Annotated in this window: 25 protein-coding genes and 1 tRNA gene; 15 read left to right on the top strand and 11 right to left on the bottom strand. The window is 69.8% G+C overall.

Going from position 1 to position 24,172, the window contains the following annotated elements:
* Nucleotides 1-30: 30 nt before the first annotated feature.
* The 5 genes from AB0N73_RS08325 to AB0N73_RS08305 all read right to left on the bottom strand — a co-directional run bounded on the left by AB0N73_RS08325 (nt 31) and on the right by AB0N73_RS08305 (nt 7,113).
* Complete coding sequence (locus AB0N73_RS08325; protein ID WP_363562293.1) at nt 31-801, bottom strand: HAD-IIB family hydrolase; 771 nt, start codon at nt 799-801, stop codon at nt 31-33.
* Between the two features lie 72 nt (nt 802-873).
* Nucleotides 874-950: transfer RNA gene (locus AB0N73_RS08320), tRNA-Pro, on the bottom strand.
* Nucleotides 951-1,037: 87 nt separating this feature from the next.
* Nucleotides 1,038-3,518 (bottom strand): hypothetical protein, encoded by a 2,481-nt coding sequence (locus tag AB0N73_RS08315; RefSeq protein WP_363562291.1) that lies wholly within the window; start codon nt 3,516-3,518, stop codon nt 1,038-1,040.
* A gap of 101 nt (nt 3,519-3,619) precedes the next feature.
* Nucleotides 3,620-4,555 (bottom strand): metallophosphoesterase, encoded by a 936-nt coding sequence (locus AB0N73_RS08310; protein ID WP_363562289.1) that lies wholly within the window; start codon nt 4,553-4,555, stop codon nt 3,620-3,622.
* Nucleotides 4,555-7,113: a transglycosylase domain-containing protein gene (locus AB0N73_RS08305; RefSeq protein WP_363562287.1), complete on the bottom strand. Its 2,559-nt coding sequence runs from the start codon at nt 7,111-7,113 to the stop codon at nt 4,555-4,557. The genes AB0N73_RS08310 and AB0N73_RS08305 overlap by 1 nt, the downstream gene beginning before the upstream one ends.
* Nucleotides 7,114-7,221: 108 nt before the next feature.
* Between AB0N73_RS08305 and AB0N73_RS08300 the strand changes: the two genes are divergently transcribed.
* The 5 genes from AB0N73_RS08300 to AB0N73_RS08280 all read left to right on the top strand — a co-directional run bounded on the left by AB0N73_RS08300 (nt 7,222) and on the right by AB0N73_RS08280 (nt 9,687).
* Nucleotides 7,222-7,446 (top strand): hypothetical protein, encoded by a 225-nt coding sequence (locus AB0N73_RS08300; protein WP_363562285.1) that lies wholly within the window; start codon nt 7,222-7,224, stop codon nt 7,444-7,446.
* Complete coding sequence (locus AB0N73_RS08295) at nt 7,443-7,913, top strand: RidA family protein (protein WP_363562283.1); 471 nt, start codon at nt 7,443-7,445, stop codon at nt 7,911-7,913. Before AB0N73_RS08300 ends, AB0N73_RS08295 begins: the two co-directional genes overlap by 4 nt.
* A gap of 127 nt (nt 7,914-8,040) precedes the next feature.
* Entirely contained in the window at nt 8,041-8,589 is a 549-nt protein-coding gene (locus AB0N73_RS08290) for a hypothetical protein (protein WP_363562281.1), read from the top strand.
* Nucleotides 8,582-9,439 (top strand): hypothetical protein, encoded by an 858-nt coding sequence (locus AB0N73_RS08285; protein WP_363562279.1) that lies wholly within the window; start codon nt 8,582-8,584, stop codon nt 9,437-9,439. The genes AB0N73_RS08290 and AB0N73_RS08285 overlap by 8 nt, the downstream gene beginning before the upstream one ends.
* A complete protein-coding gene (locus tag AB0N73_RS08280) occupies nt 9,436-9,687 on the top strand; it encodes a hypothetical protein (protein WP_363562277.1) in 252 nt (83 codons plus the stop codon). Before AB0N73_RS08285 ends, AB0N73_RS08280 begins: the two co-directional genes overlap by 4 nt.
* On the opposite strand, the gene AB0N73_RS08275 is transcribed toward AB0N73_RS08280, so the two are convergent.
* Nucleotides 9,591-10,220, bottom strand: coding sequence for a dihydrodipicolinate synthase family protein (locus tag AB0N73_RS08275; protein ID WP_363562275.1), 630 nt, complete (start codon nt 10,218-10,220; stop codon nt 9,591-9,593). The two genes, AB0N73_RS08280 and AB0N73_RS08275, sit on opposite strands and share 97 nt — an antisense overlap.
* Here AB0N73_RS08275 and AB0N73_RS08270 point away from each other — a divergent pair.
* Entirely contained in the window at nt 10,201-10,404 is a 204-nt protein-coding gene (locus AB0N73_RS08270) for a hypothetical protein (protein WP_363562273.1), read from the top strand. The two genes, AB0N73_RS08275 and AB0N73_RS08270, sit on opposite strands and share 20 nt — an antisense overlap.
* 31 nt (nt 10,405-10,435) lie before the next feature.
* On the opposite strand, the gene AB0N73_RS08265 is transcribed toward AB0N73_RS08270, so the two are convergent.
* The 5 genes from AB0N73_RS08265 to acs all read right to left on the bottom strand — a co-directional run bounded on the left by AB0N73_RS08265 (nt 10,436) and on the right by acs (nt 14,577).
* A complete protein-coding gene (locus AB0N73_RS08265) occupies nt 10,436-10,996 on the bottom strand; it encodes an IS3 family transposase (protein ID WP_363562337.1) in 561 nt (186 codons plus the stop codon).
* Complete coding sequence (locus AB0N73_RS08260; RefSeq protein ID WP_363562271.1) at nt 10,960-11,259, bottom strand: IS3 family transposase; 300 nt, start codon at nt 11,257-11,259, stop codon at nt 10,960-10,962. Before AB0N73_RS08260 ends, AB0N73_RS08265 begins: the two co-directional genes overlap by 37 nt.
* 47 nt (nt 11,260-11,306) lie before the next feature.
* On the bottom strand, nt 11,307-11,591 hold the full coding sequence (locus AB0N73_RS08255; protein ID WP_363562269.1) for a transposase: 285 nt from the start codon (nt 11,589-11,591) through the stop codon (nt 11,307-11,309).
* Between the two features lie 185 nt (nt 11,592-11,776).
* Nucleotides 11,777-12,436, bottom strand: a complete 660-nt coding sequence (locus AB0N73_RS08250; protein ID WP_363562267.1) for a hypothetical protein — start codon at nt 12,434-12,436, stop codon at nt 11,777-11,779.
* 167 nt (nt 12,437-12,603) lie between these two features.
* Nucleotides 12,604-14,577: an acetate--CoA ligase gene (acs, locus tag AB0N73_RS08245; protein WP_363562265.1), complete on the bottom strand. Its 1,974-nt coding sequence runs from the start codon at nt 14,575-14,577 to the stop codon at nt 12,604-12,606.
* Between the two features lie 516 nt (nt 14,578-15,093).
* Here acs and AB0N73_RS08240 point away from each other — a divergent pair.
* The 9 genes from AB0N73_RS08240 (at nt 15,094) to AB0N73_RS08200 (ending at nt 24,127) form a co-directional block, all read left to right on the top strand.
* The gene (locus AB0N73_RS08240) at nt 15,094-16,044 is read left to right on the top strand and encodes a TadA family conjugal transfer-associated ATPase (RefSeq protein WP_363562335.1); all 951 of its coding nucleotides are present in this window, start codon (nt 15,094-15,096) and stop codon (nt 16,042-16,044) included.
* Nucleotides 16,032-16,982, top strand: coding sequence for a type II secretion system F family protein (locus AB0N73_RS08235; protein ID WP_363562263.1), 951 nt, complete (start codon nt 16,032-16,034; stop codon nt 16,980-16,982). The genes AB0N73_RS08240 and AB0N73_RS08235 overlap by 13 nt, the downstream gene beginning before the upstream one ends.
* A 121-nt stretch (nt 16,983-17,103) precedes the next feature.
* On the top strand, nt 17,104-17,301 hold the full coding sequence (locus AB0N73_RS08230) for a DUF4244 domain-containing protein (RefSeq protein ID WP_363562333.1): 198 nt from the start codon (nt 17,104-17,106) through the stop codon (nt 17,299-17,301).
* Complete coding sequence (locus tag AB0N73_RS08225; protein WP_363562261.1) at nt 17,298-17,630, top strand: TadE family type IV pilus minor pilin; 333 nt, start codon at nt 17,298-17,300, stop codon at nt 17,628-17,630. Before AB0N73_RS08230 ends, AB0N73_RS08225 begins: the two co-directional genes overlap by 4 nt.
* Nucleotides 17,630-17,971 carry an Rv3654c family TadE-like protein gene (locus tag AB0N73_RS08220; RefSeq protein WP_363562259.1) on the top strand — a complete coding sequence of 114 codons (342 nt, stop codon included), beginning with the start codon at nt 17,630-17,632 and terminating at the stop codon, nt 17,969-17,971. Before AB0N73_RS08225 ends, AB0N73_RS08220 begins: the two co-directional genes overlap by 1 nt.
* A 62-nt stretch (nt 17,972-18,033) precedes the next feature.
* A complete protein-coding gene (gene topA, locus AB0N73_RS08215; protein WP_363562257.1) occupies nt 18,034-20,763 on the top strand; it encodes a type I DNA topoisomerase in 2,730 nt (909 codons plus the stop codon).
* Nucleotides 20,760-21,395 carry a dTMP kinase gene (gene tmk / locus AB0N73_RS08210; RefSeq protein WP_363562255.1) on the top strand — a complete coding sequence of 212 codons (636 nt, stop codon included), beginning with the start codon at nt 20,760-20,762 and terminating at the stop codon, nt 21,393-21,395. Before topA ends, tmk begins: the two co-directional genes overlap by 4 nt.
* A 33-nt stretch (nt 21,396-21,428) precedes the next feature.
* Complete coding sequence (locus AB0N73_RS08205) at nt 21,429-22,583, top strand: DNA polymerase III subunit delta' (protein WP_363562253.1); 1,155 nt, start codon at nt 21,429-21,431, stop codon at nt 22,581-22,583.
* Complete coding sequence (locus AB0N73_RS08200) at nt 22,580-24,127, top strand: alpha/beta hydrolase (RefSeq protein ID WP_363562251.1); 1,548 nt, start codon at nt 22,580-22,582, stop codon at nt 24,125-24,127. Before AB0N73_RS08205 ends, AB0N73_RS08200 begins: the two co-directional genes overlap by 4 nt.
* Nucleotides 24,128-24,172 lie beyond the last annotated feature (45 nt).

The following is a 24,172-nucleotide window of genomic DNA, read 5'->3' as shown; positions in this document are numbered from 1 at the left end:
CGATCGTCCCGCGGATCGCCGCGGGGACGGTCAGCGCGAGGGGAGTGTGGGGATCAGCGCGTCGAGGAGCGCAGCGGTGTCTTCCCAGCCCTCGACGGCCCGGCATTCCACGCCCATCGCGAGGACGGGGTAGTCGTTGCCGTCGGGGTCGAGGCGGTCGCCCACGAACAGCATGTCGTCGAGCGCGATGCCGGTCTGCTCGGCGAGCTTGCGCATGCCGTAGGCCTTGTCGATGCCGCGGTGGGTGATGTCGACCGACGTCGACCCGCCCGAGCGCACCTCGAGGTCCGGGATGCGGGAGGCGACGGCTTCGCGCAGCGTGTTCTTCTTCTCGCCGGTGGGGTCCCATGCGGTCTTGGCCTCGAGCGGCGCCTGCTGTCCGAGCGCGGAGAAGGTGATCTGCGAGCCGCGGTCCTCGAGGATCGGGCCCCAGGTCTGCTCTTCCCAAAGGGACAGCCTACGCGCTTCCTCTTCGACGGCGGCCAGCGCGCGCGACTTCTCGTCATCGGTCAAAGCATGCGCGTAGACCGTCTCGATCCCGGCGTCGGTGAGCCGGTAGTACTGCGTCCCGCAGGTGGGGAGCAGGTGCAGGTGCGACAGCAGCTCGGCGGACGCCTCCGGCAGGCGGTCGACGACCTGTGCGCGGAACTGGGCGAGCTGTCCGCCCGAGATGATGGCCACCTCGACGCGCGCCGCAAGATCGAGGAGCAGACGTGCCATCCGCGGATCGACGGGGCTCTTCGAGGGAGCGAGCGTGTCGTCGAGATCGAACGCGACGAGCTTCGGCGACGAGGGCATCATGCTCCTGAAGGTATCCGACGGTCTTCCCGGATGTGAAAAGGGCCGACCTTTCGGTCGACCCTCTTCACATCGTGGTCGGGGTGACAGGATTTGAACCTGCGGCCTCTTCGTCCCGAACGAAGCGCGCTACCAAGCTGCGCCACACCCCGTGGCCAACCCTCCGAGTCTACCCCAGCTCGGGTCGTGACGCCGAATCGGCGAGGTCGGGCGGTGGCGGGGCGTGGCGGCGTCACGCGTCACTGCGCAGCGTCGCCCGCGGTGCGGCGACGCGAGCGGAGGGCGAGGAGCGCCCACACGCCGAGCCCCGCGCCGATCGCGCCGAGGCCACCGCCGGCGATGAGACGCAGCCCGGGGCCGCCGCTGGCCGCGAGAGCATCGACGTAGGTCGTCTCGCCGGGCTCGCCGCACACCCCTGTGTGGAGGACCACGGCTTGCGCATCGGGCGTGGGACGATAGCGGAGCTCGGCGATCCAGAGCTTCACCCCGGGGCGCTCGGACTGCACGGACGGCGAGCGGAACTCGCCACTGCCGGTGACGGCGAGGGGAGCGGTGGCGTGCTCGAGCGTCTCCGCCGTGCACGTGGGCGTCTGGCCGTGCTCGTTGTGGAAGACCGAGAAGACGAGCTCGGCGTCGACGCCGTCGCCGAGTCCGGTCACGGTGGCGAGGTCGGAGTACGGATCGCCCATGCTCGCGCGTTCCACGGCCGTCGTCGTCACGGCGGGCGTCTCGACGGTGGTCGTCTCGTTCGGCACGCCGCAGGTGCCGCGGGCCAGCTCCCGAGGCTGTCCTCCTTCGGGCGTGTGCCAGAGCGTCTCGATCCAGTAGTGGGTGCCGGGTTCGTGCAGGCGCACGCCCGGCGACGTGTGATCGCCGGCTGCCGTCACGACCACGGGGGTCGAGGACGTCTCGGCCACGCGTGTCTCGGAGGTGCAGGCGTCGGCTGGAGCGACCCCGTCGGGTGCGCGGAAGACCTCGAACGTCAACGTCGTCGTGCCGGTCACCGGAATCGGGCCTTCGACGTGCGCGACGTCGGTCGCCTCGCCGCCGCGACCGACGGACCCGAGGGCGGTGGTGGTGACCGTCGGAAGCGGTGCGCGCGTCGTCTCGCTCTCGACGCCGCATGCTCCCTCGTGCACCAGGCGATCCGCCGCATCCACGGCCCGTTCGCGCCAGACGTACGTGCCGAAGTCGGGGACCGGGGCGCCGGTGACGCGGACGCTGCCGGGCTCGGTGACGACCGGCGGTGTCGACGGCCCCGTCCAGATCTGGTTCTCCGGCGTGCACGCGAGGGTCGGATCGACGCCGTCGGGCACCCGGAACACGGTGGCGGAGATGCGGAGGCCCCCGCGGGGCACGACCCCGTCGACGAGGACCTCATCGCCCATCTCCGCGCCCACGGCGACGACGGCATCGGCCCGTGACGAGATGGCGCTGACCATCATGATCTGGCTCTGCTCGCCGAATGTCTCCCGCCAGGCGTAGTCCGGCTCGAGAGCGGCCACCGTTCCGGCTGCCTGCCCGGCGGCGGCAATCTCCCACACGGCCGTGTAGAAGCCGGGGCCCGGGAGGGCGTCGTCGGACTCCACGCGGTAGGGGACTGTCGGACCGAGCGCGGGATCGGTCGTGACCTGCAGCGTCAGGACCGGCTCGGCGTCCGCCGGAGGCTCCGGCGACTCGGCGGGCTCTTCGTCGGTGCGGTAGACGGTCGCGGTGGCCGTCACGGGGACGTATCCGCCCTCCGCGGTGCGGCCCCATCCGCCGCGGGCCGATGCGAAGGTGACGTCGTCGACATAGGCGGCGCCGGGTGTGTACCGCGACACCACCTGGGTCGTGATGACCGGAGCGAAGGTCGCATCACGGGTGGCCTGGTCGGCGCCCTCCAGCGGGAAATCGAGCGGACCGACGGGCCCGGCGGTGTCCTGCCCGCCGGGGGTCACGAAGTGGTGGACGGCGGGGACGAACGCCGAACGGAACATGCCGCTGCCACGCACCTGGAACGTCGTCTGCCCGGCGGGAGGGGCGGCCACGATCGGGTAGGCGACGTTGAGCTCGACGCCCTCCCGCGTCGACGACCCGCTGTCGGCGAACGTGGCGTTCTCGAGCGTGACGGTGCCGCGGGCGGCCGGGACGTCGGCGGTGGCCGTCATCGTCCCGCGGAGGGCGTCGTCCGCGTCGATCGTGAACTGGAGCGAGCCGGACGCGGCCATCGTGCCGGCGGGCAGCGCCATGGCCTCCGCGTAGTAGGCGGCGGCCAGGTTCTGGACGGCGACGTTGTGTTCGGGGGCGATGTGCCGGAACACCCAGTCGATGGCCCCCTGCAGGGAGTCGCCCGGGTACCCGAAGTGGTGGAGGGTCTCGTTCCAGTTCGCGATCGCCTTCACCGCCCAGCCGACCGCAGCGGCCTGGACGGGATCGTCCGTCTGCCCGTAGGTCGACACGAGCATGTTGACGGCGGTCAGCCGCTGCGGGTCGAGGCCTGCGGCCGACGTGCTCACACCGTGGTCCTCGCTGGGGCCGGTCGGCAGGGGGCGTCCGGGGAAGATGCAGTACGTATGGATCCCGTTGACGATCATCGACCCGTGCCACCCGTAGCTCGTGGACGAGGCCCACTCACCGAAGCCGCTGCCGGGGGAGGCGGCACGGGCGGGAAGGGTCGCGACGATGCCGGCGACGAGCGCGGCGGCGAGGATGAGGACGAGGGCGAGCACACGTTTCATGCCTCGATGCTCGGCCGCGGCCGGTGTCCGCGGGGGTCCTCAGAGGCGTGCTGTCGATGACACGCCGAGGGGCGCGAGGTGTGGAGGAACGGTCGCGGGAGTCAGGCCGCGGGCACGAGTGTGATCAGCGACGCCTCAGGGCGGCATCCGAACCGCACCGGGGCGTAGATCGAGTGGCCGATCCCTGCACTCACGTTGAGGGGCACGCGACGACCGTCGTGCTCCCAGGTGCTGGCGCCGCGCGCCTGATCCAGCGGGATGTCGCAGTTCGCCACGAGTGCACGCGGGGAGAACGGGATCCGCACCTGGCCGCCGTGGGTGTGCCCGGCGAAGATCGCATCGGCGCCGAGGTCGGTGAAGGCGTCGAGCACGCGGCGGTAGGGCGCGTGGGTGACGCCGAGCACGAGGTCCGCGGTCCCCTCGGCGCGCTGGCGATCGCGCAGCGGCGGCAGTGCCCCCAGGTCGTCCCACTGCCGGTGCGCGTCGTTCACCCCGAAGGCGTCCACGCGAAGCCCCGCGACCTCGATCGTCGCCGCCGTGTTGTCCAGGCCGACCCATCCCAGCTCGTCGGCGAGGAAGTGATCCAGCGCGCCGGTGTCGAGGCCTTCCGCATCAGGCTTACGGCGTGACGGGCCGGTGAAGTAGCGCAGCGGATTGCGCGGGGACGGCGCGTACAGGTCGTTCGAGCCGTGTACGAAGAGCCCGGGCACCCCGGAGAACGGGGCGAACGCGCGGCGGAGTCCTTCGAGCCCGTCCGCGTGGCCGAGGTTGTCGCCGGTGTTGACGATGAGATCGGGCTCGAACGCGGCGAGCGACGCGATCCACTCCTGCTTGCGATGCTGCCACGGCGCCATGTGCGCATCCGACAGGTGGAGCACGCGGAGGGGGGAGGCGTTCTCGGGCAGGACGGCCAGGGTGTGCTCACGCACGATGAACAGGTACCGCTCGATCCCGACGCCCCATACCGCGGCGCCGACACCGACCGCCCCCACCGCTGCAGCAGCGGTGAGGGCGGTGCGACCGGTGGACGGCGTCACTAACAGGCCTGACGGCTGTAGTTGAGCTGGATCTGCGACGACTTGTTCACGGCCGTGCCCGCGGCGGGGCTCGTGCTCGTGACGCGCGTGTCGTTGCCGTTCAACGATCCGTCGGAGGTACAGGCGCCGAGGGCGACATTCGCGAACCCGGCCTGGGCGAGTTGGGCCTGCGCCTGCTGCACCGTGCCACTGACGTTCGGGATCGTGCCACCCTGCCCGTTGCTCGGGTTGATCGTGACCGTCGTGCCGCCCGCGACCTGGCCTGCGCCCGGCGTCTGCGCGGCGACGACATCCGTCGATGCGTCCGAGTCGACGGGGTCGCCGACGGTCACCGAGAAGCCGGCCTGCTCGAGCGTCGTCTGCGCCTGCGCGATCGGCATGCCGATGACGTTCGGCAGATCCTTGAGGACGCGCTTGGTGAGGTTCGGTGCCGGGTCGGGGAAGGGGCCCGCCGGGTAGAGCGCATCGGCGGCGCGCTGCACGGTCTCGGCGAGCGTGTAGCGCACGTTCTGCAGGCCGTAGCCCCAGACGTCGCCCGCACCCTCGGTCGTGCCGACCCAGGCGGCGGTGACGACGCGCGTGCTGGACTCGATCATCCAGGTCTGCAGGTCCTCGTGCGTACCGGTCTTGCCGATCAGCTGGGTGCCGTCGTACGGGTTGGCCCCCGAGCCGGTGCCCCCGGTCATCACGCCCTTGAGCGCGTAGGCGGCGGTCGCGGCGACCTCGGGCGAGATCACCTGGGAGCAGGCACGTGCCGGCTTCTTGTCGGGGAGTTCCGTGCCGGCAGCGTCGGTCACGCGGTCGATCGCCTGCGGCTGGCAGTAGATGCCGTTGTTCGCGACGGTCGCGTAGGCCCCGGCCATCGCCATGGGGGAGATGCTGTCGACGCCGATCACGTTCGCCGGATTCGCCATGGTGATGGGCGAGCCGGAGCCGGTCTTGACGCCCATCTTCGTGGCGGTGTTGGCGATGTCGCACATGTCGAGTTCCGCCGCCATGGCGAGGTACCCGGTGTTGAGCGACGACGCGGTGAATGCCATCGGCGTGCTCACCGAGCCGCCCGCCTTGCCGAAGTTGTTGATCGGGGTGTTGTTGTTCACGATGTTCCCGGTGCAGGAGTTCGTGAAGTTCTTGAACACCCTCATCCGGCCGTCGAGGACCTCGTTGACCGATCTGCCCTGTTCGAGCCAGTCCACGAGGGTGAAGATCTTGAAGGTCGATCCGGCCTGGAACCCGCGAGCGCCGCCGAACTCCAGATCGCCCGCGTACACGAGCGAGGAGAACCCTGCGCCGGCGTCCGACGCCTCGCTGAACTGGGTGTTCTGCGTGATCGAGAGGATGCGGCCGGTCGAGGTCTCGAGGTTGACCGTCGCCGCGCCGAAGTTCATGCCGGAGACGGTGGCGGGAGCCTGGGCGGCCATGACGTCGGCGGCGGTGTTCTGGAGGTTCCAGTCGAGCGAGGTGTAGACCTTGAGACCGCCACGACGCAGCGCCGTCTGACGCTCGTCCGCCGTCTCGCCGAATGCCGGGTCGTTCTTGATGACCGACACGACGTACTGGCAGAAGTACGGGGCGATGCTCGCCGCGCAGCCCTGCTGCGACTGAGTGATCGCCGGCGTGATCGGCTCGGCGACGGCGGCGTCGTGCTGCTCCTGGGTGATCTTGCCGTCCTCGAGCATGCGCCCGAGCACGTAGGTCTGCCGCTGCTTGGTCAGGGCGTAGCCGTCGGCCTCGCTGTTGACGGGGTTGCCGTCGCGATCCGTGGTGGAGCCGCCCGTGCGGTCGATCCGATACGTGTTCGGGTTCTGCACGATGCCGGCGAGAGTCGCCGCCTGCGAGACGTTCAGGGCGCTGGCCGGAACACCGAAGTAGTAGCGCGCCGCGGCGTCGATGCCGTAGTTGACGCCACCGAAGTTCGCGATGTTGAGGTAGCCGAGGAGGATGTCGTTCTTGGAGTACCGCTGCTCGAGGCTGATGGCGTAGCGCATCTCCTGCAGCTTGCGCTCGATGCCCTCGGAGCCCGACGAGTTGGTGGCCGCCAGGAAGCACTCCTGGCGCTCCTCATCCGTCTGCGCATCCCACTCGCATCGCTGGATGAGGATGTTCTTGACGTACTGCTGGCTGATCGACGATCCGCCCTGCGTGTTGCCGCCGCCCTCGAGGTTCGACAGCAGCGCACGCGACGTGCCGATGAGGTCGACGCCGCCGTGCTCGTAGTAGCGCGGGTCCTCGCTCGAGAGGATGGCGTCGTACATGACCGTCGCCACCTGGTCGAAGGCGACCGGGGAGCGGTTCTGATCGTAGAACTTCGCCATCTCGGCGTAGTCGCCGGTGTTCGGATCGAGCACCATGAGCGACGTGGGCTCCATGAGCTCGTCGATCTCGAGGTAGTTCGGCATGTTGTCGAAGAGCGTGATGGCGCTGGACGCTGCGGCGCCGGAGACGGCGATGGCGGGCGTCACCGTGGCGGTGATGAGAACACCGGCGACGGCGCTGAGGCCGACGAGTCCGGCGACGCCGGAGAGCACACCGCTGGCCGTGCGTTTCGTATCGGGCATAGGCTTGATGGTAAGCCAGGATGCTGGGGGATCACCCGAAGGCGCCCTGCTCGCTTTGACACGCCCGGGCGGGATGCCGCCCTCGATGCGCCCCCGCAGGAGCCGCGAATGACCACCTGGGAATACCTCACCACGCCGCTGTTGATCCACAACACCGCGGCCATCCTCAACAACTGGGGCAAGCAGGGGTGGGAGCTCGTGCAGGTCGTGACCGGACCCGAAGGCGGCCTGGTGGCCTACTTCAAGCGCCCCACGAGCGCCGATGCGAGCGCGAACGCGGGCCTTCAGGCCGCCGCCGTCGCCGCGAAGCAGTTCGAGGGGGGACAGGCATGAGCGCCGTCGCCGATCGTCTCCGCGAGCTCGGTCTCGAGCTTCCCGAGGTCGTGCCGCCGGTCGCCGCCTACATCCCCGCCAAGGCGCACGGCGACCTCGTCTACACGGCCGGCCAGCTGCCGTTCGTCTCGCGTGCCTTGCCGGCCACCGGCAAGGTGGGCGAGGGCGACGGCCTCGTGTCGGCCGACACCGCGCAGCAGCTCGCACGCCAGAGCGCGTTGAACGCGCTCGCGGCCGCCGCCGCCGCCGTCGGCGGGGTCGAGCGGATCACCGGTGTGCTCAAGGTCACCGGATTCGTGGCCTCGGTGCCCGAGTTCACGGGTCAGCCCGGCGTCATCAACGGCGCGAGCCAGCTTCTCGGCGACGTCTTCGGCGACGCCGGACGCCACGCCCGCTCCGCCGTCGGCGTTCCGGTGCTCCCCCTCGACAGCCCGGTCGAGGTCGAGGTCGTCTTCACCTTCGCCTGACCCTCGGCATCCGCCCCGCGTTCCGCTGTCCCGGAACGCGCTGCTTCAGCCGTTATCGATGACGAGGGGACCTCCGCCATGACGACCTTGAGTCACGCGATCGTCTCGACGGTGCGCTGGGAACGACGTGCCTGAGCTGACGCTGTCCGCCGACAGCAGGATCTGGTCGACCGTACCCGAGCGTGAGCATGCTCTGCCGTGGCTTCACGGCCTGTGCGACGGGCGCGACGAATCGGTGATCCCTGACATCCTCATGGCGGCAGAGCTGGCCGTCCTCAGCCGCGAGGCCGCGCAGTCCGGATCCGTCCTGCTCCTGTGCGAGCCGGATGCCGGCCTCTACGCAACGCTCGCATTGCTGGTTCCGGGGCTCCCCGCCGCCACGAACGAGTCGGAAGCGGTTCAGATCGCACTGGCCGCGACCCCCTCGACCTGGGAGCCGGTGGCCGTCCCTTTCGAGCTTCATGGCGAGCCTGCCTGGCGCGTGACGGTCGTCACCGACCGTGGCCCCGAAGACGGTGCACCTCGCGTCGTCCAGACGGTCCGCACCATGTATGTCTTCGCGCTCGAGGGCAAGCTCGCGGTCGCGCAGATGTCGCCTCTCTCCCCTCCTGCGCTGGCTCTCGCGATGCCGGTGGCCGAACAGCTCCTCGCGAGCATCGGGGTGACGGATGCCTGAGTCACGTTCCGATTCGTCGCCCGACGGCCTCTCCGGCCTCGATTTCGGTGCACGCGCACCCCAGCGCCTCACCCGGGCGGACGTCGATGCCGCGGTTCTGCGTTCGGCGGGACTCGGCGACCTGGTCGACCGGCTCTGGCGCGAGGGCGCGGCGGCCAGCAACACCGCACGGCGGAGCGTCACAGCGCATCTTCGTGAGCGCTTCGGCGCGCGCGACCCGCACAGTGGAGCGATCCTTCGCGTCGTGTTCATCCTGCTGCTGCTTTCCGTGTTGCCGATCGGCATGCTCAACGGCATCCGCCTCGGGCTCGATAACACCGTGGTTCCCGGCGCAATCGTCAGCGTGGTCGTGGGAGCCGGGGTCGTCGCGGCGGTGGCAGCTGCTGGGGGGCGACCGCTCGGACGACCGGTCGCCTTGCAGAGCACGTTGCTCGCCATCCTGCTGATCGTCGCCGCGGGCGTGGCCTGGGTGGTCGCCGACGGCTGGGTGCGGATCGCCTATCTCGTCGGCGCCGCGCTCGCGGCGATCGCGGCGGTTGTCGTCCGTGTCATGCGGGCACGCGGGCGTTCGATGACGACGGACATCGACCACGGGGTCGAATTGGCGCACCTCGACGTCGCGGCGGAGATCGCCACCGAGCGCGAGCGGATGACTGCCGAGCTCACCCGCGAGCTTGAGAAGCGCCCCGACGTGGCCGAGCTGGTCCGGCGGCGCAGCGCGGCGATCGTCCAGCTCCACTCAGGTGGCGGCGCGATGCAGGCCGACGAACCCGATACTCCCCCCGGTGGGTTCATCATTCAGGAGCAGACGATGCTGTGGCTCCCTGTGAGCCAGCGTCAGGAGCGATGAGGGCCTGGGGTGCGACCTGGCAGATCCTCGTGATCGCCGCGGCCGCCGGCCTCGCCGTCGTGTTCCTCGTGATCTCGCGGGGATCGATCTGGTACGCCGCGACCGCCACCTACGCGCTGGTGGGCGCGACGATCTCGAGTGTGACGGCGGGCTACGCGTCGCTTCCCATCGCGCTGATCTCCGGCATCGTCCTCATCGTCGTGACCACCGCCGTCATCCGTCGCCGCACCCGCGCGCGCGCCGACTGAAGGTCACCTCTCGCAGCCCTGGTCACCCAGCCATGCGCGCGCCTGGTCCTCTGCGACGGATGCCGCCGACGGCTGATCCGGATCGATGCTCGTCTCGTCGTAGTCGCGCCCCGTCCGATCGACATACGTACTCTCGGTGAGCACCAGAGCGGCACCGTCATGTGCTTGAACTTGGCGATGAACCCGCCCTTGGGGATCGAGAGAAACATCGTGACCGGGGAGAGCCGCGTTGCGATCTCGTAGGTTGCATCTCCCTGGCCATTCTCGAAGGCGTCGTGGAGCGCAGCGATCTCACGCGGAAGGATGTTGCCGATCGCTGTGGCCGAGCCGCGTCCGCCGGCACGAAGTCCCTGGAACAACATCATGTCCTCGCCGACGATCGTGGTGACGCCCGGTGCGGCGTCGTGGTAAGCCTCGAACAATGCAGGGTCGGCGGTAGCGATCTTCGCGTACCTGATGTTGGGCGCCGAGTCGTGCGCTCGACGGAGTACCTCCGGGTCGAGACGAATCCCGTTGGAGCCGTCATACAGCATCACGAACGAGGTGACGGGCTCGATCTACGTCGGACAGCACCGCTCGAACCCTGACGAGGACTGGCGTCACTACATGGGCTCCGGCTCTTACCTCTTCACCGAGGCGCGCGGCTACGGTGTTCGCAACTTCTCAAAGAAGCTCCTCGCGTGGGCCGACGATGGCCTCGAAGCGAAGGGAGCTTGACCCGGTTTCCCGGACGGTTCTTTTGTGTTGATCATGCCGCGAGTTCTGCGGTGGTGTGAAGGGCTTCGTAGTCGGCGGGGCTGAGGTATTGGAGCGCGGAGTGCCGGCGACGGGGGTTGTAGAAGCCCTCGATCCACTCGAACATTGCCGACGCGAGCTGCGTCCGCGAGTCCCACGTGGTGCGGTCCAGGAGCTCGCGTTGCATCACCGACCAGAAGCTCTCGATGAGCGCGTTGTCGACCGAGGAGGCGACCCTGCCCATCGATCCAAGGAGCCCGGCTTGGCGCAGCCGGTGTCCGAAGATCGAACTGGTGTATTGAGCGCCCCTGTCCGCATGAACCACGGTCCCGGGATTGGGTCGGCGGCGCCAGCGGGCCATCTCAAGCGCGTCGACCACGATCTCCGCCGTGATCCGGTCCGAGATCGACCACCCCACGATGCGTCGCGAGAACGCGTCGATCACGGCAGCGCAGTAGACCCATCCGTCCTTTGCGCGGTGCTGGGTGATGTCGCAGAACCAGAGCCGGTTCGGGGCATCGGCGCGGAATTGCCGTTTCACGAGATCGTCGTGGGTCGCGGTGTCCGCTTCCAGCCGCGGTGTTTACGACGGTGAGCGACACCTGTGATGCCGTCGAGGCGCATGCGCCGCGCGACACGCTTCCGGCTGACATTGACGCCGAGCCCGAGTCGCAGTTCTGCGAGCACGCGCGGGGCGCCGTAGGTCTCTCGCGAGTCGGCGTGAATGCGACGGATCGTTCTCGTCAGCTCTGCGTCCGCGACCGCCCGCGGTGATGGCGGTCGGCTGGCCCAGTCGTAGTAGCCCGACGTTGAGATGTTCAGGAACCGGCAGGCCACCGCGACGGGGATCCCGTCGGCGGCGAGCTCCTGGACCAGCCGGAACCCTATTTTGGGAGCACGTTCTCCCTCGCAAAGTACGCCGACGCGCGCTTGAGGATCTCGATCTCCATCTCCAGCACCCGATTCCGGCGCCGCAGCTCGACGAGCTCTTTGTGCTCATCGGAGGTGACACCGGCCTTGCGGCCGTTGTCGATCGCGTCGCGGTTCATCCAGTTGCGAAGACACGACTCGCTGATCCCAAGATCGCGGGCGGTCTGGCCAACAGGGTTGCCCTGCGCGACGAGATCGAGGGCACGACGCCGGAACTCCGGCGGGTGGGCAGCAGGCATCTCATGGACTCCTTCCGAGACGATCATCGCCTCAACGTTGGTGTCCGGAAAAGCGGGTCAAGCTCCACTCTCGGACGAGTCCAAACCTGCCGATTAGGAACTAACAGAAGAGGTCACAAGCTTCAGCTCGTGACCTCTTCTGTTTAAAGAAGCGCTCGGCGCTGCCTGAAACTCTTGGCCTTCGCTTACTGACGGAACCACGTCTCTGCGCCCGCGCCTTGATAGAACCAGATTCGCTCACGGGATGCATCGTCGTTCATCACCGTCTCGTCAGAGCTCGTCGCTTCAGAGTTGAACACCGTGAACGGTGTGGCCACGCCCGCGGGGCAGTACATCATGGACATTCCCGGATATATGCGGTTAGTCACCGCTCCGATGTAGCAACCCTCGACAATGCCGGTCGATTGAATCACCCACAGTTCGTCAAGAACGGTGAAGGTTGACTTTTCGATGGTCTGACACGTGCCGCTCGCGCCACACCACGCGCCGTCGATCTGTCCCCACGACCACGGCGGAGGAACATCACTCGTCGGTTCCGGTGTTGGTTTTGCGCGACGACGGGGGCGGGCGTCGGAGTAGCAGTCGGTGTACTCTCCGTCATCATCTCCGTGCTGGTCGGAAGGGGAGTGTTTTTCGTCTCTGGTGAAGCGGCCTCCGCCGTTACGCAACCGCTCAACAATGCGACCGCCGTTGCGGCGATTGCCAAGGTGAGTGTGAATCTCGAATACCGCATCATGTTTCCCATCGTGAACGCGGTTCGTGCCGCGCCACCATGAAGCAGCCCGCGTGGATGGGCACGTCAATGGGTTGCAATGACAATGGCGCGAACCGTAGGAATGTTGCACGTGAGCCGGTGCGGGAGCGTGGTTGGGACGCCGCAGGGGACGATCTGGACGCCAAACTCGTCCTCGACGCATTGTCGGGTCATCTTGGGTCGGCGGGCGCCAGAGCGGCGCACAGCGATGTGCGACACGTGCCCGCGAAGAGCACCTGCCGCACATCGACACTGCGACTACTTGCCCGTGACCTGCCCCTTAATCGTCGACATGACCATGGTGTCGGCCAGCGTTGTCGTGTCGCCGACTTCGCGACCCTCCGCAACGTCGCGGAGCAAGCGCCTCATGATCTTGCCGGATCGCGTCTTAGGTAGTTCGGTGACGATGTAGACGTCGCGGGGGCGCGCGATTGCGCCGATCTGTTGTGCCACCCATGCCCGCAGTTCGGCCGTCAAAGCCTCGAGTTCATCGGGTTTCACCGTGTGGGAATTCTTGATGCATACAAAAGCAACTACCGCCTGGCCGGTGGTCTCGTCGGAGGCGCCGACCACGGCCGCCTCGGCGACGGCCTCGTTGCCGACCAGGGCCGACTCGATCTCGGCGGTCGACAGACGGTGGCCCGACACGTTCATCACGTCGTCGACCCGCCCGAGCAGCCAGATGTCGCCGTCCTCGTCGAGCCGCGCCCCGTCGCCGGCGAAGTAGTAGCCCTGGTCGGAGAACTTGTCCCAGTACGTCTCGACGAAACGGTCCGGGTCGCCCCAGATGCCGCGCAGCATGCTGGGCCAGGGCTCGGTGACGACGAGCAGCCCGCCCTTGCCGTTGCCGACCTCCTGACCCGACTCGTCGACGACGTCGATCGAGATGCCCGGCAGCGGCACCTGCGCCGAGCCCGGCTTGGTCTCGGTGACGCCCGGGAGGGCCGAGATCATGATGGCTCCGGTCTCGGTCTGCCACCAGGTGTCGACGATCGGGGCCTGTTCCGCGCCGATGACGGTGCGGTACCACATCCACGCCTCGGGGTTGATGGGTTCGCCCACCGAGCCGAGCACCCGCAGGCTCGACAGATCGAAGCGCTGCGGCACCTCGCGACCGATCTTCATGAACGAACGGATGGCGGTGGGTGCGGTGTAGAGGGTCGTCACGGCGTACTTCTCGACGATCTCCCACCAGCGGCCCGGATGCGGGGCGTCGGGAGTCCCCTCGTAGATCACCTGCGTCGCCCCGTTCGCGAGCGGGCCGTACGCCACATAGGTGTGCCCGGTGATCCAGCCCACATCGGCGGTGCACCAGTACACGTCGCTCTCGGGACGCAGGTCGAAGACGTTGCGATGCGTGAAGGACGCCTGCGTGAGGTAGCCCCCCGAGGTGTGCAGGATGCCTTTCGGCTTCCCCGTCGTGCCGGAGGTGTAGAGGATGAACAGCGGGCTCTCGGCGGGGAACGGCCGGGCGTCGTGCTCGGGGGATGCGGCCGCGACCGCCTCGTGCCACCAGAGGTCCCGTCCTTCGGTCCACGCGACCTCGTTGCCGCCTCGGCGCACCACGAGCACGTGCTCTACGCTCTCCTGGACACCCCCGCCCCGGTCGGACAGCGCCTGGTCGACTGCCGGCTTCAGCGCCGACACGCGTCCCTTGCGGTAGCCGCCGTCAGCGGTGATGACGAGCTTGGCGCCGGCGTCGTCGATGCGTGAGCGCAGGCTGTCGGCGGAGAACCCGCCGAAGACGACCGAGTGGATGGCGCCCACCCGGGCGACGGCGAGCATCGCCGCGATGGCCTCGGGGATCATCGGCAGGTAGATGGCGACGCGGTCGCCCTCGCCGACGCCCAGCCCGGTCAGGACATTGGCGACGCGCTTGACCTCGTCGGTCAGCTCCGCGTACGTGACGCGGCGCTCGTCGCCGGGTTCGCCCTCCCAGAGCAGGGCGACGCGGTCGCCGTTGCCGGCCTCGACGTGGCGGTCCAGGCAGTTGTAGGCCACGTTCAGCTCGCCGTCGGCGAACCAGCGGGCGAACGGTGGATGCGACCAGTCGAGCACCTCGGTGAACGGGGTGTGCCAGTGCAGCTCGCGCGCCTGGTCGGCCCAGAAGCCCTCGCGGTCGGCTGCGGCCCGATCGTAGAGGTCGGCCGTCGCGACGGCGTTGGCGGCGAACGCCGCTCCGGGTGCGAAACGGCGGGTCTCGTTCAGCAGGTGGTCGATCTGGCTGCTCATGTGCTCGCTCCCTTGCGTGCGGTGGCCGGTGCCGGCGACGTGGGGCGCGTACCGTGCGCCCCACGTCAGTCTGGCGGGTCGACGGGGCGGGGGACCACCCCCGGAAGAAGGGAGTGTACCCAGTCCACCGATATATCGGTCTCCCAGCGTTTGGTTGCCCGGCGCGGGATGCGTAAGCTCGACGAAGCCCGATCCTTGTGACGGGAGTACGGTCCTCATCACCCCCAATTTGCGGGACCGTGCTCGGCGGCATCCCACCCCCCCATTGGGATGCCGCCCTCTCTTTTTCCTGCGGTCGCCCGCGATCGACGCCGATCGTCGCGACAGGTTCTCCCCAGTGCACGGATGACGTCGCGTCATCCACGGGTGACGGACGGCACGCTTCTCGGGCATCGGCTCCGACCTAACGTCGCCCGTATGCCGCAGCCCTTCGTCGTCACGCCGCGCGGCGCGTCCGTGCCGGTCGGCTCCGACGTGCGACCGCTGGAGACCCCGCAGCGCCGCCCCGGCCCCGACATGTCGGCGAGCACCGCGCTCGATTCCGCGATGGACCCGTTGCGCGCGCACCTCACCGACCCCGACGTCACCGACATCTTCGTCAACGGGTCGCGAGGCCTCTTCGTCGACCGCGGCCACGGAGCGGAGCGGGTCGAGCGATGGCGTGCGGATGAGAAAGAGGTCCGCGCTCTCGCGGTCGCACTCATCGCCCAAGGCGGCCGACACATCGACGACGCGACACCGTGCGTCGACGTCCGGCTCGCGCAGGGCGTGCGCGTGCACGCCGTCCTGCCTCCGGTGTGCGCCGACGGCACCACGATCTCCATCCGCGTGCCGCGACCCGGTGTCGGCGACCTCGACGCGCTCGAGGCGCGCGGGATGTTCGACGCCCCGGTCGCGGCCGGGTTGCGGGGTCTCGTGCGCGGGCGGGTGAACGTGCTCGTCACCGGAGCCGCCGGCAGCGGCAAGACCACCCTGCTCGCGGCCATGCTCGGCACCGTCGGCCCGCATGAGCGCATCGTGACGATCGAGGACGTGGCCGAACTCCGCATCGCGCACCCTCATCACGTGCGTCTCGAAGCGCGCCAGCCCAATCTCGAGGGCGCGGGCGGCGTCGATCTGCCGCGGCTCGTGCGTGAAGCCCTGCGGATGCGGCCAGACCGGCTGGTGGTGGGGGAGTGCCGCGGCGCCGAGGTGCGCGATCTGCTGTCGGCGCTCAACACCGGCCATGACGGCGGCGCCGGAACCCTGCACGCCAACGGTCTGGCCGACGTCGCTGCGCGGCTCGAGGCGCTGGGCGCGCTCGCCGGTCTCGACGACCGCGCGCTGGCGCGGCAGGTCGTCAGCGCGATCGGTCGGGTCATCCACCTCGAGCGCGGCGCCGACGGGCGACGTCGTATCGCGGGATGCGGCCGGCCCGTGCTCGTCGACGACCGCCTCCAGATCAGGGAGGTGCCATGGGAGGCCTGACGCGGCAGCGCACCCCCGACCGCACCGGAGACGTGGCTGCGCGGATGGCCGTGCTGCTGCAGGCCGGCCTCGCGCCGGTCGTCGCCTGGCGATTCCTGGCCGAGTCCGGTGACCGCGAGGCCGCCGCTGTCCTCGCCGCCCATCGCGAGGGTCGCGACCTGCCGGAGGCGATCGCGGCGGGTGGTGCGCGGTGGCTCCCGATCGCGGCGGCGTGGCGCGTCGCGACGGCCGTCGGTGCGCCCCTGGCCGACACCCTGCGCGCGATCGCGGGCGCCGTGCGCGACGCCAACGAATGCCGGGACGAGGTGGCCGTGGCCCTCGCCGAGCCCGCCGCGACCGCGCGCCTCATGTCATGGTTGCCGCTGGTGGCGGTGCTGCTCGGGGCCGGCCTCGGCTTCGATACGTTCCGCATCCTGACGACCGGACCCATCGGCATCGGGTGCCTGGTCGCGGGTGTCCTGCTGATGCTGCTGGCGCGCTTGTGGACCCGCCGTCTCGTCGCCGCGGCGGGCGCCGCGGCGGAGATCCCGGGCCTTCGCGCGGAGCTCATCGCCATCGCGCTCTCCGGCGGGGTGTCGATCGAGCGGGCGCAGGCGCTCGCCGCCCCCGACGCCGGAGCGCCCCGGGCGATCGATGCCGACGGCGCGAGCGCAGCTCCCGCCGGCCCTCGGTCGGGATCCGCGCCGGACGCCGACCGTGACGACATCGATCGGCTTCTCGCGCTCTCCCGCAGCGCCGGCGTCCCCGCCGTCGAGCTCCTCCGCGCCGGTGCCTCGCTCGCACGGCACCGCGCGCGCACGGCGGGCCGGTTGCGGGCCGCGCGACTGTCGTCGTCGCTCCTCCTGCCGCTCGGCGTCTGCGTGCTGCCGGCATTCCTCTTCTTAGGCGTCGCTCCGATGCTCATGAGCATCCTCGGATCCACCTCGCTCGAGCTCTGACTCCCGCTCGCCGACCCCATCCGTGCCCACCCGCCGTGCCCACGATTGAAAGGACAGACAGATGATCTCTTCCCGCCTGCCGCGTCTCCGCCCGCTGCGGCGCCCCGCCCGCGCACCGTCCCTGCCGGCGCTCCCGCCCCTCACCGCGCGCCGATCCACGACGCTCTTCGCGGATGAGACGGGTGCGGCGACGGCGGAGTACGCGATCGCCACGATGGCCGCCGTCGCATTCGCCTCGCTCCTGGTCGTCATCATGCGCTCGGACGAGGTGCGGGGCATCCTCGAGGATCTCGTGCGACGCGCATTGACCGTCGCATGATCTCCCGGCTCGGCGACCGCGGCTCGGCCACCGCCGAGTTCGCGATCGCCGTGCCGGCGATCCTGCTCGTGCTCGCGATGGGCATCGGCGCGCTGTCGACCGCGTCCCGTCAGGTGCGCCTGCAGGATGCGGTCGCCGACGCCGCGCGACTCATCGCCCGCGACGAGGATCAGGGGCGGGCGCTCGGCATCGTGTCGGCCGCGGCCGACGGTGCGGTCGGGTCGGTGCAGCACGAGGCCGACCTGGTCTGCGTGTCGGCCGCGGCGCCGGGGGTGCTGCCGGGCCTTCGCGTGACGGCGCGGTCGTGCGCGCTGGGGGGAGGGCTCTGATGGCCGGCACCGCGGGCGCCGTCGGGGTGATCGCGGTGCTCGCGGCACTCACCGTGAGCCTCGCGGCGGTCGGGGGCGCCGCCGTGCACGGGCAACGTCTGGCGTCGGCGGCCGATGCCGCCGCGCTGGGTGCGGCGGACGCCGCGTCGGGGGCCGTCCCGGGCATCCCGTGCGAGCGCGCCGCGCGCGTTGCGGCCACCGCATCCGTGGACGTCGTATCCTGCGAGGTGAACGGTCTCATCGCCACGGTGCGTGTCAGCAGCGCATTCGGCCCGTTCCCGGCTCATGCCGTCGCCCGCGCGGGACCACCTCCGGACGACTCGGCCCACGATGGCGGATGAGACCACCCAGCCGACCCCCGTCTGCGGGTGTGTATGGTGACAGGCGACGAAAGGACCCACCGTTGGCAAAGGGCGAGAAGACGACCACGCGACACGGCAAGAAGCTCGTGATCGTCGAGTCGCCGACCAAGATGACCTCGATCCAGGGGTATCTCGGCGATGACTACGAGGTGCTCAGCTCCATCGGTCACATCCGCGACCTGGCGAACAAGAAGGACATCCCGGCGGAGAAGAAGGCGGCGTACGGCAAGTACTCCATCGACGTCGACAACGGCTTCGACCCCTTCTATGTCGTCAACGACCGCAAGACCAAGACGGTCGCCGAGCTGAAGCGGGCGCTCAAGAGCGCCGACGAAGTCCTCCTCGCCACCGATGAAGACCGCGAAGGCGAGGCCATCGCGTGGCACCTGTTGGAGGTCCTGAACCCCAAGGTGCCCGTCAAGCGGATGGTCTTCCACGAGATCACCAAGGACGCGATCCGCGCGGCCGCCGAGAACACCCGCGAGCTCGATCTCGCGTTGGTCGACGCGCAGGAGACCCGGCGGGTGCTCGACCGCCTCTACGGATGGGACGTCTCACCCGTTCTGTGGCGCAAGGTCGGCAGCGGCCGCGAGGGCGCGGCGCTGAGCGCCGGTCGCGTGCAGTCCGCTGCGACGCGCATGGTCGTCGAGCGTGAGCGCGAGCGCATGGCGTTCGTCTCCGCGAGCTACTGGGACATCGAGACGCTCGCCGTCAAGGGAGACGCCTCCTTCACCGCGCGCCTCGCCCGCATCGACGGCGCACCGCTGGCGCGCGGCACCGACTTCGACGACAAGGGCGCCCTGAAGAAGGCCGTCGTCGTCCTCTCCGAGTCCGATGTGCGCGCGCTCGCCGCGGCGATCGAGGCCGTCGGCGAGGCCACCGCATCCGCGATCGAGTCGAAGCCGGGCACGCGCAGTCCCCGCGCGCCGTTCACGACCTCGACCCTGCAGCAGGAAGCCGGCCGCAAGCTCTCGATGAGCGCCAAGCACACGATGAGTGTCGCGCAGCGTCTCTACGAGAAGGGGTACATCACCTACATGCGTACCGACTCGACCTCGCTGTCGGCGCAGGCGATCTCGGCCGCTCGGGAGCAGGCGGTCTCGCTGTACGGTGATCGCGCCGTCCCGCCGAACCCCCGTTCGTACGCGAACAAGAGCAAGAACGCGCAGGAGGCGCACGAGGCGATCCGTCCGTCGGGCGAGCACTTCCGCACCCCGGCGTCGGTCGCGTCCCACCTCGACCGCGACGAGCAGCGCATGTACGACCTGATCTGGAAGCGGACCGTCGCGAGCCAGATGTCGGACGCGAAGTACGAGACGACCACCGTGACCCTCGCCGTGACGGCGGACGGCAAGGCCCTCGAGTTCACCGCATCCGGCACGGTCTACACCTTCAAGGGCTTCCTCGAGGCCTACGAGGAAGGACGCGACGAGAAGCGCGCCGACGCCGACAAGGCCGACGAGCAGTCGCTGCCGATCCTGGCCGTCGGCGACGTGCTGGCCGCCCGCGACGTGGAGCCCAAGGGGCACTCGACCTCGCCGAAGCCGCGCTACACCGAGGCGAGCCTGGTCAAGGCGCTCGAAGAGAAGGGCATCGGCCGCCCCTCCACGTTCGCGAGCATCATCGACGTGATCCTCGACCGCGGGTACGTCACCAAGCGCGGTCAGGCCCTGGTTCCCAGCTGGCTCGCGTTCAGCGTGGTGCGGCTGCTCGAAGAGCACTTCGCCGATCTCGTCGACTACGACTTCACGGCCGCGCTCGAAGAGGACCTCGACGCCATCGCCCGAGGGGAGCGGCGCCGCGAGCAGTGGCTGCGCGACTTCTACTTCGGTTCCGAGAGCCACGTGGGACTCCGTCACATCGTCGACAACCTGGGCGACATCGACGCCCGCGAGCTCAACTCCACGCGCATCACCGACACGGCGACCCTGCGGTTCGGCAAGTACGGCCCCTACCTCGAGGTCACCGATCCGAGCGCCGACGCCGAGGCCAAGCCGCGCATCGTCAACGTGCCCGAGGATCTCGCACCGGACGAGCTCACCGCGGAGAAGGCCCAGGAGCTGATCGACGCCCCGGTGGCCGGCGACCGCGTGCTGGGTGAGAACCCCGACAACGGCAAGCTCATCGTGGTCAAGGACGGCCGGTTCGGCCCCTACGTCCAAGAGGTCGACCCGGTCGATCCGGACGCGGTCGACGAGACCACGGGCGAGGTCGCCGAAGCGCCGAAGAAGCGCGGAGCCAAGAAGGAGGTCGCGCCGAAGCCCCGCACCGCCTCGCTGTTCAAGAGCATGTCGGTCGACACCGTCGATCTCGACACCGCGCTGCGCCTGCTCGAGCTGCCTCGTGTGGTCGGCGTCGACCCGGCCACGGAAGAGGAGATCACGGCGCAGAACGGCCGCTACGGCCCGTACCTCAAAAAGGGCGCCGACTCCCGCTCGCTCGAGACCGAGCAGCAGATCTTCGACGTCACGCTCGAGAAGGCGCTCGAGATCTACGCGCTGCCCAAGTACGGCGCGCGGCGCGCGTCGAGCGCGCTCAAGGAGTTCGACGCCGATCCCGTCAGCGGCAAGCCGATCAAGATCAAGGACGGACGCTTCGGGGCCTACGTGACCGACGGCGAGACGAACGCCACGATTCCGCGCGGCGAGACCGTCGACGACGTCGACTTCGAGCGCGCCAAGGTGCTGCTCGCCGACAAGCGTGCGAAGGGGCCGGCCCCCAAGCGCACGACGCGAAAGGCGCCCGCCAAGAAGGCCCCGGCCAAGAAGTGACGGACGCCGGCGCGCCCGGGTTCTGGATCACCCTCGAAGGGGGTGACGGCTCGGGCAAGACGACCCAGGCCGCGCTCCTCGAGCAGTGGCTCATCGACCGCGGGCGCACGGTCGTGCGCACGCGCGAGCCGGGCGGCACCGAGGTGGGCGTGCTCGTCCGCGACATCGTGCTGCACCATCGTGGCGAGGTGTCGCCGCGCGCCGAGGCACTGCTGTACGCCGCCGATCGCGCGCAGCACATCGCCACGCTCGTCGAACCCGCGCTTGCCCGCGGCGACGTGATCGTCCAGGACCGATACCTCGACTCCTCCGTCGCCTATCAGGGCGCGGGCCGCGTCCTCGACGCCGACGAGGTGCGGCAGCTGTCGTTGTGGGCGACCGGTGGGGCGCTGCCCGATGTCACGGTGCTGCTCGACCTCGACCCTCACGCAGCCCGGGCGCGCCTCGACTCGGCCGACAAGCCCTTCGACCGGCTCGAGGCCGAGCACACCGACTTCCACACGCGGGTCCGCACGGCGTTCCTCGAGCTCGCCGCCGCCGAGCCGCAGCGTTTCCTCGTGGTGGATGCCGCCGCCCCGGTGGACGAGATCGCCGAGGCCATCCGGGAGCGCGTGGCATCGCTGCTGCCGTGAGCCGCGTCGTCGCCCCCGGATAGGCTGGAGCACATGCCGACCGCCGCCCAGACCCTCGCCTGGGGTGAGGTGTGGGGGCAGGAGGACGCCGTGCGGATGCTGCAGGCCGCGGCATCCGATCCCGCGCAGCTGACGCACGCCTGGCTGATCACGGGGCCTCCCGGGTCGGGGCGCTCCACCCTGGCCTACGCGTTCGCGGCGGCTCTGATCGCCGAGCCGGGCGACGAGCACGCGGTGCGTCAGGTGCTGGCGCGGACGCATCCCGACCTCACGGCGCTGCGCACCGAGCAGGTCGTCATCCGCATCGAAGAGGCGCGGCAACTGGTCGAACGCGCCTACTACTCGCCATCGCTCGGACGCTACCGGGTGATCATCGTCGAAGACGCCGACCGCATGGCGGAGCGCACCTCGAACGTGCTGCTGAAGGCGCTCGAGGAGCCGCCTGAGCGCACCGTCTGGATCCTGTGCGCCCCGAGTGACGCCGATCTGCTGCCGACCATCCGGTCGCGGGTGCGGACGGTGCGGCTGCACGAGCCCGAGGTCGCCGACGTGGCGCGGCTCATCGTGCAGCGCACCGGTGTCGACCCGGTCGTCGCCGAGCAGTCCGCCCGCCACGCGCAGCGCCACATCGGCATGGCGCAGCGCCTGGCCACCGATGCCGACGCGCGCGGCCGACGCGACGAGACCCTTCGCGCCGTCCTCGCGGTGCGCGGAGTGGGCGACGCCGTCGAGGTCGCCGCGCGCATCGTGCAGGTCGCGACGGACGACGCCAAGGCGCTCACGGTGGAACGGGACGAAGCCGAGCGGTCGTCGTTGCTGCGCACCGTCGGTGTGCCCGAGGGCGGAGCCGTGCCACCGGCCGTCCGCGCGCAGCTCAATGCGCTCGCCGACGAGCAGAAGCGCCGCGCGACCCGCAGCCTCCGCGACGGCATCGATCGCGTGCTGACCGATCTGCAGTCGCTGTTCCGCGATGTCGTGATGCTGCAGTTCGGCCGGGAGGAGGGCGTGATCAACAGCGAGCTCCTCGCCGACCTCCGCGCGCTCGCCGAGTTCTGGCCGCCCGCCCGTACGATCCTCGTGCTCGACGAGATCGCCGTCACCCGTCGCAACGTCGAACGCAACGCCGCGCCGACCCTCGCCCTCGAAAGCCTGCTCGTCGCTGTCGCCACCGGAAGGACCTCCACATGATCCCCGCGCCCCGCCGCATCCGACGCTCCGCCACGGCCCTCGTGGCGCTCGTCGCCGCGTCGCTGGCCCTCAGCGGCTGCGCGTTCATCAGCGACTCGACGCCGGCGCCCGTGCGCAGCGCTACCCCCGACACGACCGGCATCTCCGAGGAGCTTCTGCCGTTCTACGGGCAGGAGCTCGACTGGGAGACCTGCGGCGACTTCGACTGCACGACCGTGACCGCTCCGCTGGACTGGGACGACCCGGACGCGGGGGAGATCGACCTCGCCGTCGTCCGCCACGCCGCCACGGACGACGAGCCCATCGGCTCGCTGCTGACGAACCCCGGCGGCCCGGGCGCGAGCGGCGTGAGCTTGATCCGCGACTCGCTCTCGTTCGCCGTGGGCGAGGCGCTGCAGGAGTCCTACGACGTGATCGGCTTCGACCCCCGCGGCGTCGGAGAGTCGACCGCGGTGCGCTGCTACGACGCGCCCGAGATGGACGCGTACCTGTTCGACATCCCCGCGGGCGAGCGCAACTCGCCGGAGTGGGTGGAAGAGCTCAACGCGCGCAACGCGGCGTTCTCCGCAGCATGCGAGCAGAACAGCGACGGGATCCTGGAGTACATCACAACGGTCCAGTCGGCGCGCGACATGGACCTGCTGCGCGCCGTGCTCGGCGACGAGGAGTTGAACTACCTGGGCTTCTCGTACGGCACGTTCCTCGGTGCGACGTACGCCGACCTCTACCCGGAGCGCGTCGGGCGCATGGTGCTCGACGGCGCGATCGATCCGCAGACCTCGATGCTTGATGTCTCGACCACGCAGGGCATCGGGTTCGAGTCGGCGCTGCGCGCGTACATGGCCTCCTGCCTGCTGACAACCGACTGCCCGTTCGCGGGAACCGTGGATGAGGCGATGTCCGACCTGGGCATCCTCCTCGCGAGCGTCGACCGGATGCCGCTGCCCAACGCGGACGGGCGTCAGCTCGGCGCGGATTCGCTGATGACCGGCATCATCGCGGCGCTGTACTCGCAGGACAGCTGGCCGTACCTCACGATGGCGCTCAGCAGCGCGCTGCAGGGAGACCCGTCGCTCGCGTTCCAGCTCGCGGACTTCTACTTCGCCCGCAGCGGCGGGGCGTACGACGACAACTCGACCGAGGCCTTCACGGCCTACAACTGCATGGACTACCCCGACGACGCGACGCCCGAGCAGGAGCAGGCCGCGGCGGCACTGCTGGCCGAGAAGGCCCCGACGGTCGCGCCGTACTGGGACTCGGATGTCGAGTCGTGCGCCGGATGGCCCTTCGCGCCCAGCGGCGAGCGGGCGGCGCTGACGGCATCCGGTTCGTCGCCCATCGTGGTGCTCGGCACGACCAACGACCCCGCGACGCCGTACGACTGGTCGGTCGCGCTCGCCGACCAGCTCGCGTCGGGCGTTCTGGTCACGCGCGTCGGCGAGGGGCACACCGGGTACAACAAGGGCAACGTCTGCGTCGACGAGGCGATCGAGGCGTACCTCGTGGACGGGACCGTGCCGCAGGACGGCCTGCGCTGCGAGTGAGCGTCCGCACGGTCGCACCCCGGGCGGGTGTGCGACCGTGCGTCC

The organism is Microbacterium sp. NPDC089189 (assembly GCF_040685095.1).
Taxonomy (GTDB): domain Bacteria; phylum Actinomycetota; class Actinomycetes; order Actinomycetales; family Microbacteriaceae; genus Microbacterium.
The sequence above is the reverse complement of the archived record's forward strand: the minus strand, read 5'-3'. Positions and strand labels throughout refer to the sequence as shown.

What these genes read in the sequence shown, in the direction of transcription:
- AB0N73_RS08280 (WP_363562277.1), top strand. Translation starts at nt 9,436, where the DNA reads ATGAGGGCCTGGGGTGCGACCTGGCAGATCCTCGTGATCGCCGCGGCC.
- AB0N73_RS08220 (WP_363562259.1), top strand. Translation starts at nt 17,630, where the DNA reads ATGGCCGGCACCGCGGGCGCCGTCGGGGTGATCGCGGTGCTCGCGGCA.
- AB0N73_RS08275 (WP_363562275.1), bottom strand. Translation starts at nt 10,220, where the DNA reads ATGCTGTATGACGGCTCCAACGGGATTCGTCTCGACCCGGAGGTACTC.
- AB0N73_RS08315 (WP_363562291.1), bottom strand. Translation starts at nt 3,518, where the DNA reads ATGAAACGTGTGCTCGCCCTCGTCCTCATCCTCGCCGCCGCGCTCGTC.
- AB0N73_RS08325 (WP_363562293.1), bottom strand. Translation starts at nt 801, where the DNA reads ATGATGCCCTCGTCGCCGAAGCTCGTCGCGTTCGATCTCGACGACACG.
- AB0N73_RS08295 (WP_363562283.1), top strand. Translation starts at nt 7,443, where the DNA reads ATGAGCGCCGTCGCCGATCGTCTCCGCGAGCTCGGTCTCGAGCTTCCC.
- AB0N73_RS08300 (WP_363562285.1), top strand. Translation starts at nt 7,222, where the DNA reads ATGACCACCTGGGAATACCTCACCACGCCGCTGTTGATCCACAACACC.
- AB0N73_RS08240 (WP_363562335.1), top strand. Translation starts at nt 15,094, where the DNA reads ATGTCGGCGAGCACCGCGCTCGATTCCGCGATGGACCCGTTGCGCGCG.
- AB0N73_RS08285 (WP_363562279.1), top strand. Translation starts at nt 8,582, where the DNA reads ATGCCTGAGTCACGTTCCGATTCGTCGCCCGACGGCCTCTCCGGCCTC.
- AB0N73_RS08200 (WP_363562251.1), top strand. Translation starts at nt 22,580, where the DNA reads ATGATCCCCGCGCCCCGCCGCATCCGACGCTCCGCCACGGCCCTCGTG.
- AB0N73_RS08225 (WP_363562261.1), top strand. Translation starts at nt 17,298, where the DNA reads ATGATCTCCCGGCTCGGCGACCGCGGCTCGGCCACCGCCGAGTTCGCG.
- AB0N73_RS08205 (WP_363562253.1), top strand. Translation starts at nt 21,429, where the DNA reads ATGCCGACCGCCGCCCAGACCCTCGCCTGGGGTGAGGTGTGGGGGCAG.
- AB0N73_RS08255 (WP_363562269.1), bottom strand. Translation starts at nt 11,591, where the DNA reads ATGCCTGCTGCCCACCCGCCGGAGTTCCGGCGTCGTGCCCTCGATCTC.
- acs (WP_363562265.1), bottom strand. Translation starts at nt 14,577, where the DNA reads ATGAGCAGCCAGATCGACCACCTGCTGAACGAGACCCGCCGTTTCGCA.
- AB0N73_RS08305 (WP_363562287.1), bottom strand. Translation starts at nt 7,113, where the DNA reads ATGCCCGATACGAAACGCACGGCCAGCGGTGTGCTCTCCGGCGTCGCC.
- AB0N73_RS08235 (WP_363562263.1), top strand. Translation starts at nt 16,032, where the DNA reads ATGGGAGGCCTGACGCGGCAGCGCACCCCCGACCGCACCGGAGACGTG.